This is a genomic window from Methylobacterium sp. D54C, from assembly GCF_053345595.1.
The window spans coordinates 1-1,117 of the sequence record NZ_JBKFAK010000090.1 but is presented as its reverse complement, the minus strand read 5'-3'; the positions used below and the strand labels follow the sequence as shown (position 1 = coordinate 1,117).

Here is a 1,117-nt window from a genome sequence, read left to right as displayed (position 1 = left end):
ACCGGCACCCCCAAGGCCTGCGCCAACACCCACGCCGCCCTCGCCAACCGCCTCGCCTGGATGGCCGACCACCTGCGCGTCTCCCCCCGCGACACCGTCCTGCACAAGACCCCCGTCTCCTTCGACGTCGCCGTCTGGGAGATCCTCCTGCCCCTCGTCACCGGCGCACGCCTCGTCCTGGCGCCACCCGGTGCCCACCGCGACCCCGACGCCATCGCCCGCCTCATCGGCCGGCACGCCATCACCCTCCTGCACTTCGTGCCCGCCCAGCTCTCGGCCGCCCTCGCCGCCGGCGCCCTCGACGACACCGCCAGCCTCACCCGACTGGTCGCCAGCGGCGAGGCCCTGCCGCCCGACCTCGCCCGCGCCGTCGCCGCCCGCACCGGCGCGCGGGTGCACAACCTCTACGGACCCGCCGAGGCCGCCATCGACGTCACCGCCTGCGATGTCGCAGCCTGGGACAGCGCCTGCGATGGCGCCTGCGACGGCGCAAGCGACAGCGCCTGCGCAGATGGGCCCGCCCCCGGGCCGCGCGTGCCGATCGGCGCGCCCATCGCCAACCTGCGCCTGCACGTCCTCGACGACGCGCTCCACCCGGTGCCGGTCGGCGTCGTCGGCGAGCTCTACATCGGCGGCCTCGGCCTCGCCCGGGGCTACCGCGGCCAGCCCGGCCTGACCGCCGCGCGGTTCGTGCCCGACCCGGAGGCCGGGCGCGGCGGCGCGCCGGCCGGGGCGCGGCTGTACCGCACCGGCGACCGGGCGGCGTGGCGGGCGGACGGGCAGCTCGACTACCGCGGGCGGGCGGACGATCAGGTCAAGATCCGCGGCCAGCGCGTGGAGCCGGGCGAGGCGGCCGCCGCGCTGCGGGCGCTGCCGGGTGTCGCCGAGGCGGCGGTGGTCGCCCGTCCCGGTCCGGACGGGGGGCTGCGGCTGGTGGGCTACGCGGTGCCGGCGGCCGGCGGCGTCCTCGACGAGCCCGCGCTGCAGCGGGCCCTGGCCGACACGCTGCCCGACGCGCTGCGCCCCGCCCGCATCCTCGCCCTGCCCGCCCTGCCGGTCTCCGCCAACGGGAAGCTCGACCCAGGACGGCTCCCCGAACCCGACTGGGCGGGCGCGG

At 78.9% G+C, this 1,117-nt stretch carries 1 protein-coding gene; it reads left to right on the top strand.

Annotated elements, in window-relative coordinates; all coding sequences use genetic code 11:
- Positions 1-1,117: amino acid adenylation domain-containing protein (locus ACLBYB_RS32620; RefSeq protein WP_447701356.1), on the top strand; the 1,117-nt coding region annotated here is incomplete at both ends.